This window comes from Streptomyces sp. NPDC001027, assembly GCF_040299045.1.
Classification (GTDB): Bacteria; Actinomycetota; Actinomycetes; order Streptomycetales; family Streptomycetaceae; genus Streptomyces.
Window position 1 is genome coordinate 1 of the sequence record NZ_JBEPBI010000355.1, and the last position, 5982, is coordinate 5982.

Sequence of the window (5982 nt, forward strand, 5' to 3'; positions counted from 1 at the left end):
AGGCCGTACTCGCGGGCCGTGGCGTAGCCGTCCGCGGAGTTGACGATCTGCGCCAGCCAGACCAGCGCCAGAAACCCGAACATCACGAAGAACGCCTTCCGCGCCTCCGCGATCATCTGCTCCGCACGGTCCGTGGTCCTGCCCGACCGCCGCGCCGCCTCGGACTTCTCGTCGCCCATGGGCGCCCCCTCCCGTGATGACGTAGATGATGCCGGTCCCCGGCCCGGTACGCCACGCCGACGACCATCGCGCCCGGCCGCCCGGGGCCTCGCGGCTGCCCGCCACGGACGTCACCCGCGCGCCCGGCCCTCCGGCTCGGTCGGACGGCGGTAATCGCGTGTCGCCGGGGTAGAGGGACGTCGACCGGCCGCCCGGCGCGGCCGGCGTCCGCCCGGAGAAGGAGTCGAGGATGACTGACGAGGCCTATCTGTTCCTGCTGGACGACGCGTCCGCGGCGCTCGGCGTCGCGCCGTCCGCCGTCGGCGATCTCGCGTGCATGGACACTCCCGCGGTACAGGCGTGGCTGGACGCACAGGGGACTTCGGCGGCGTCGCCGCGGCTGCGGCTGCTGCCTCCGGAGGAGCGGGGCGCCGTCCCGGAGGGAGCGGAACGGCTGCCGGTCCCGCTGAGCGACGAGGAGCTGAGCCGGGTGCGTCACGGTCTGGCGCCGGCGTCTCTCGCGCACGTGGAGGAGGAGCTCCTCGCCTACCGCGACTGCACCGACGACCGGGACGCTCTGATCGCACGGGCCCTCGCCGCCGGCGTGCCGCCCCACCGCGTCGTGGAACTGACCGGAGTGGATCCCGCGGCGGTGGCGGCGGCGGCCCGCTAGGGCGGACTCTCGCCTTTCTCCGTCTCCTGCCGATCGGCGCGCCCCGGGCTGCCCGCCCCCCGGCGGCAGTCGGCCGACACGGACCCGTCCCGGCCGCGTCCATGACAACGTGAGCGGCTATGGACGATCAGATGCAGGACATGTCATCCGGAGACCTGCTCCCGCAGGACGCGCTCGCTCAGGCCGTGCGGCTGCGTGAACAGGGCACCGAGCAGGCCCGGATCCATTTGGTGAGCCTCAGCGAACGGCACCCGCGACACGCCGCCCTCGCCTACCAGTGCGCATGGGCGCACGACTCGCTCGGCCTGGAGGCCGAGGCCGTCCCGTTCTACCGGCGCGCCCTTGACCTGCCGGGCCTCCCGCCCGAGGACCGCCACGGGGCCTTCCTCGGCCTCGGGAGCACCTACCGGGTGCTGGGCCGCCACGACGAGGCCCTGACGACTCTCCGGCTCGGCCTGGCCGAGTTCCCCGACGACGCGGCACTGCGCACCTTCCTCGCCCTGGCCCTCCACGGCGCCGGGGACTCCCGAGAGGCGGTCCGCATCCTGCTCCTCGTGACCGCGGCCACCAGCGCCGACCCGCGGGTGCAGAGGTACGGCCGCGCCATCTCCTACTACGCCGACCACCTCGACGAGGCGCAGTAGCGTCCGCTGCCGCGCACGGCCGGCGTCGGTCACGCCACGTCGATGCCCAGGGCCGTGTCCGGTCGGCAGAATCGGCACGGCTCGATGTCCTGGGCGGCCAGGGCCGTCCGTGCCTCGTCGGGGCGGATCCGGTGCGAGGTCGCCTCGATCACGGTGCAGTCGGCCAGATGGATCAGAGCGGGCTCGGGCCCGTCCGGGGTGCGCTTCTGCTGCACGACGAAGCCCTCGGCCCGCCCCGGGACCGGAGCGGGGGCGAACCCGGGCAGTGACGTGGCGCCCTTCGCCCGGTGACCCGTCCGGAGCGGCGGCCGGCGCTCGGAGCGGGCGAGCGCGGCGAGCACGGCGTCCCGCTGGAGCCGCAGGTAGACGGCCAGGGTCTCGTGCTCCGCCATCTGCCGCTCCAGATGGGAGAGGATCACCCGGAGCCGGGACGGGTCAGGCGGCAGCTGGGACACGACGCGCCTCACCCCCGTCCGGGGTGACTCCCATGGCCGCTCCTTCCGCCTCGTCCCGCCGCGAACAGCGCCGCCCGCGCCGCCGTGCTCCGGCCGCCGCCCCAGTAGGGGTGGGAGAGGACGTCGCACTGCAACCGGATGAGTCTTCGCCGCAGGTCGCTGCACGGACGGGCGGCGAGCCGGCGGTACGTGGCGTGCCAGTCCTCCAGTGCCTCGGTGAGATCGGCGGGAATCGGTCGCATGGCTGAATTCAATCATGTGTTCGATTTTCGATGCCAGTCGACTCCCTGGCTCTGCGTCTTCCCGGAGCAGGCGGCTCGCGCCGGTCGCGGCGGCCCTACGCTCGTGTCCCATGATCGTGTGGCTCAACGGAACCCATGGCGCCGGCAAGACGACCACCGCCGCGCTCCTTCGGCGACTGCTCCCGGATTCCCGCGTCCTGGACGCCGAGAAGGTCGGCGAGACGCTCATGGACATCACGCCGGGGCTGCCCGGCACGGACAACTTCCAGCACTGGCCGCCATGGCGGCCGCTCGTCGTCGAGACGGCCCGGCACGTTCTCGACTACACCGGCGGCACCCTGGTGATGCCGATGACCGTCCTCGTCGAGCGGTACTGGCACGAGATCAGCGCGGGCCTGGCCCGACACGCCATCCCGGTACGGCACTTCGTCCTCCACGCGGACCAGGACACCCTGCGCGGACGCATCGAGGGGGACGCCGTCCTCGGTCCCTCCCCGTTCCGCCTCGCGTATCTGGAGCCCTATGCCGAGGCGGCCCGCACATGGCTGCACCGCGAGGCCGAGGTCGTCGACACCGCACACCTCACGCCCGCCGAGGTCGCGGCGCGCATCGCGGCCGCCGTGAAGGACTGAGCCGCGGGGATGGAAGGGTGGGGGAGTCCCGTCCGCCCCACGGAGGAGAGTCCTCGCCCATGGCCGTCATTCACCACACCGTCCTGAAGCCGACCAAGCTGGAACTGCTCACGTCCTGGCTGCCCACCCGGCCGTGGTACGCTGGCGGCACGGTGCCGCCGGAGCCGGTCAAGGCCGGCGGTTTCCGGCTGGACGACCCCCAGGGCGAGGTCGGGATCGAGTTCATGGTCGTCACCGACACCGCCGGCCCGCGGCCGACCGCGTACCTGGTCCCGCTCACCTACCGCGGCGCCCCTCTCGAGGGCGCGGAGCGCGCCCTGGTCGGCACGATGGAGCACGGAGTGCTGGGCCGGCGCTGGGTCTACGACGGCTGTCAGGACCCGGTGCTGGTCGCCCGACTGCTGGCGCTGATCGAGGGCCGGGCCCAGGCGCAGGCCCAGAGCGCCAGTGACACGCCCGACCGGGAGATCACCCGCTCCTACACCGGCGACGCACCCCTCACCGCGTCCCCGACGGAGTCCCTCACCGCACCCGTCACCGCCATCGACGACCGGGACGGCACCGCACTGGCCGCGCCGCACGGCACGACGCTCCGCGTGCAGCGGGTGCTCACCCCCGTCCCGGACGGCGCGCCCCTCCTCCCGCCCGGCGCGACGGGCCACGTCGCCGGCCCCTGGCTCACGCCCGCCGGCGCCAGGCAGCAGAGCCTGTTCGCCGTCCTGCTCCCCGATCCTCGCGGCTGACCTCCCTCGTCAGGCGTGGTCAGGCGGGGAGGAAGCCCGGCCACCAGGGCGGGACGTTCCCCGGGCACACGGGATCGGGGTACGTGTCCGGCATGCCGAGCCACGTCACGAGGAACCAGGTGAACCACAGGGTGAAGAGCAGCCCCGCGGTGAACGCCGTCCGGGGGCGGGTTCGTCCGAGGGCGCCGTGCAGGACCGTCAACGGGACGGCCGCGGCCAGCCAGATCACGGGCACCAGGAACAGCAGGGCGCCCGTGTTGGCCGCGGCGTTGACGCCGACGTCACAGGAGGCCCACGCGCGGCCGACAGCGGTGACGGACACCGCGGCGGTCAGGCCGCCGAAGGCGGCGCCCGCCACGATCGCTCTCAACGCTCGTCGGATCCGATGCTCGCCGCGTGATCGGCGACGTAGGTGCGCAGATCACGGGGCGGGCGCTGGTAGCCGGTCGAGGCGGGCCGCTCGGGGAGCTCCAGCACGGGCGGCGGCACCTCGTGGTACGGCACGGACGACAGGAGGTGGGCGATCATGTTCAGCCGCGCGCGGCGCTTGTCGTCGCTCTCGACGACGTACCAGGGCGCCTCGGTGATGTCGGTGTGCACCATCATCTCGTCCTTGGCCCGGGAGTACGCCTCCCAGTGGGTGATGGACTCCAGGTCCATCGGCGAGAGCTTCCACCGCCGCAGCGGGTCCTCCAGCCGACGCCGGAAGCGCTCCTGCTGCTCGGTGTCGCTCACCGAGAACCAGTACTTGCGCAGCAGCACGCCGTCCTCGGTCAGCATGCGTTCGAAGATCGGGCACTGGCGGAGGAAGAGCTGGTGCTCCTCCTTCGTGCAGAAGCCCATCACGTGCTCCACACCGGCGCGGTTGTACCAGGACCGGTCGAACAGCACGATCTCCCCGGCCGCCGGCAGGTGCTCCACATACCGCTGGAAGTACCACTGGGTGCGTTCGCGCTCGGTGGGCTTCGGGAGGGCCGCGATGCGCGCCACGCGCGGGTTGAGGTGCTCGGCGACCCGCTTGATCGTGCCGCCCTTGCCCGCCGCGTCCCGCCCCTCGAAGACGATCACCAATCGGGTCCCGGACGCCCGCACCCACTCCTGCAGCTTCACCAACTCCGTCTGCAGCCGCAGCAGTTCCTTCTCGTACGCCTTGCGCGGCAGTGCCGCCGTCTTCTTGCCGGACATGCCGCCTCCACCGCCCGTGACCCCTGCGCCGACATCCCCGGGGTTCCCCCGGGCGTCGATCGAACACCAGGACGCCACCGTACTGACCGTCGGGGCGCCGCGCACCCGGGACGCGCCCGCCGACCACGGCGGGGGCGCCTCTCATGCGCCGACCGGCGCCCGTTCGTCGAGCAGCCCCGCCTCGCGCAGGTCGGACCAGAGCCCGTCGGGGATGCGCGCGTCGAACGCCGCGGCGTCGAGGCGTACTTCCTCCGGGGAGCGCATGCCGAGGACGACGCCCGCGACCGCCGGGTGCCGCAGGGGAAACGCCATCGCCGCCTGGGGCAGCAGTACGCCGTGCGCCTCGCAGACGTCGGCGAGCGCGCGCGCCCTACGCACGACGTCCGGCGGGGCGGGCGCGTAGTCGAAGTGGGCCCCCTCCGCCGGCCGCGGCGCGGCGAGCAGCCCGGAGTTGAAGACCGACGCGGCGAGGACGGACACCCCGCGGCCGGTGCACACCGGCAGCAGGTCGTCCAGAGCGCTGTGGTCGAGGAGTGTGTACCGCCCGGAGAGCATCACCACGTCGGCGTCGGTCTCCCGCACCAGCTCGGTGAGCATCCCGGTGTCGTACATGCCCGCGCCGACCGCCCCGACCACGCCCTGGGCGCGCAGTTCGGCCAGTGCGGGGAAGCCTTCGCGCAGCGCTGCGCCGAAGTGCTCCTCGGCGTCGTGGAGAAGGAGCACGTCGACGCGGTCGACGCCCATGCGGGCGAGCGAGTCCTCCACGCTGCGCAGCACGCCGTCCCGGGAGAAGTCCCACACCCGGCGATGCGTCGCGGGCACGTGGAATCGCTCGTCGCTGCGGCCCCGGGGATCCTGCGGGACGAGGAGCCGTCCCACCTTGGTGGACAGGGTGAACGCGTCGCGTGGCATCCCGCGGAGGAAGTCACCGGTGCGGCGCTCGGACTGGCCGAGGCCGTAGTGCGGGGACGTGTCGAAGTAGCGGATGCCGCAGTCCCATGCGGCGCTCAGCGTCGCGGCCGCGGTCTCCTCGTCGAGCGGGGCGAACAGCCCGCCCAGCGGGCCGCCGCCGAAGCCCAGCTCCGTGACCCGCACCGCGCTGCGCCCGAGGCGGTCGGTCCTCATCCGGTGTTCCTCTCCGCGCGTGTCCCGGCGGATCGGCGCCCGCGCGGGTCGGGCGGTCGGTCCCGGGGTGAGTGCAGGTCAGCGGACGATGCGGCGCCGTCGTCCGGTCCCGCCGCGACGGAAC

General features: G+C 73.4%; 9 protein-coding genes. 4 read left to right on the top strand and 5 right to left on the bottom strand.

Annotated elements, in window-relative coordinates:
* The first annotated feature begins 409 nt into the window (after positions 1–409).
* Both ABT300_RS40395 and ABT300_RS40400 read left to right on the top strand, forming a co-directional pair.
* Positions 410–832: a DUF6003 family protein gene (locus ABT300_RS40395; protein ID WP_351687084.1), complete on the top strand. Its 423-nt coding sequence runs from the start codon at positions 410–412 to the stop codon at positions 830–832.
* 140 nt (positions 833–972) lie between these two features.
* Positions 973–1476, top strand: a complete 504-nt coding sequence (locus ABT300_RS40400) for a tetratricopeptide repeat protein (RefSeq protein WP_351687087.1) — start codon at positions 973–975, stop codon at positions 1474–1476.
* 29 nt (positions 1477–1505) lie between these two features.
* Here the strand turns inward: ABT300_RS40400 and ABT300_RS40405 are convergent, their stop codons facing one another.
* On the bottom strand, positions 1506–1931 hold the full coding sequence (locus ABT300_RS40405) for a DUF6233 domain-containing protein (protein WP_351687090.1): 426 nt from the start codon (positions 1929–1931) through the stop codon (positions 1506–1508).
* Between the two features lie 8 nt (positions 1932–1939).
* A complete protein-coding gene (locus ABT300_RS40410; RefSeq protein WP_351687092.1) occupies positions 1940–2173 on the bottom strand; it encodes a DUF8825 domain-containing protein in 234 nt (77 codons plus the stop codon).
* Positions 2174–2283: 110 nt separating this feature from the next.
* Between ABT300_RS40410 and ABT300_RS40415 the strand changes: the two genes are divergently transcribed.
* Both ABT300_RS40415 and ABT300_RS40420 read left to right on the top strand, forming a co-directional pair.
* Positions 2284–2805 carry an AAA family ATPase gene (locus ABT300_RS40415; protein WP_351687094.1) on the top strand — a complete coding sequence of 174 codons (522 nt, stop codon included), beginning with the start codon at positions 2284–2286 and terminating at the stop codon, positions 2803–2805.
* 59 nt (positions 2806–2864) lie between these two features.
* Positions 2865–3548: a maltokinase N-terminal cap-like domain-containing protein gene (locus ABT300_RS40420; RefSeq protein ID WP_351687097.1), complete on the top strand. Its 684-nt coding sequence runs from the start codon at positions 2865–2867 to the stop codon at positions 3546–3548.
* A gap of 19 nt (positions 3549–3567) precedes the next feature.
* On the opposite strand, the gene ABT300_RS40425 is transcribed toward ABT300_RS40420, so the two are convergent.
* The 3 genes from ABT300_RS40425 to ABT300_RS40435 form a co-directional block, all read right to left on the bottom strand.
* Entirely contained in the window at positions 3568–3918 is a 351-nt protein-coding gene (locus tag ABT300_RS40425; RefSeq protein WP_351687100.1) for a hypothetical protein, read from the bottom strand.
* Positions 3915–4733 carry a polyphosphate kinase 2 gene (gene ppk2, locus ABT300_RS40430; RefSeq protein ID WP_351687103.1) on the bottom strand — a complete coding sequence of 273 codons (819 nt, stop codon included), beginning with the start codon at positions 4731–4733 and terminating at the stop codon, positions 3915–3917. The genes ABT300_RS40425 and ppk2 overlap by 4 nt, the downstream gene beginning before the upstream one ends.
* 141 nt (positions 4734–4874) lie before the next feature.
* Positions 4875–5858, bottom strand: coding sequence for an aldo/keto reductase (locus ABT300_RS40435; protein ID WP_351687106.1), 984 nt, complete (start codon positions 5856–5858; stop codon positions 4875–4877).
* Positions 5859–5982: the final 124 nt, after the last annotated feature.

Coding starts and splice junctions, on each gene's coding strand:
- ABT300_RS40395 (WP_351687084.1), top strand. CDS start 410: ATGACTGACGAGGCCTATCTGTTCCTGCTGGACGACGCGTCCGCGGCG.
- ABT300_RS40400 (WP_351687087.1), top strand. CDS start 973: ATGTCATCCGGAGACCTGCTCCCGCAGGACGCGCTCGCTCAGGCCGTG.
- ABT300_RS40410 (WP_351687092.1), bottom strand. CDS start 2,173: ATGCGACCGATTCCCGCCGATCTCACCGAGGCACTGGAGGACTGGCAC.
- ABT300_RS40415 (WP_351687094.1), top strand. CDS start 2,284: ATGATCGTGTGGCTCAACGGAACCCATGGCGCCGGCAAGACGACCACC.
- ABT300_RS40420 (WP_351687097.1), top strand. CDS start 2,865: ATGGCCGTCATTCACCACACCGTCCTGAAGCCGACCAAGCTGGAACTG.
- ppk2 (WP_351687103.1), bottom strand. CDS start 4,733: ATGTCCGGCAAGAAGACGGCGGCACTGCCGCGCAAGGCGTACGAGAAG.
- ABT300_RS40435 (WP_351687106.1), bottom strand. CDS start 5,858: ATGAGGACCGACCGCCTCGGGCGCAGCGCGGTGCGGGTCACGGAGCTG.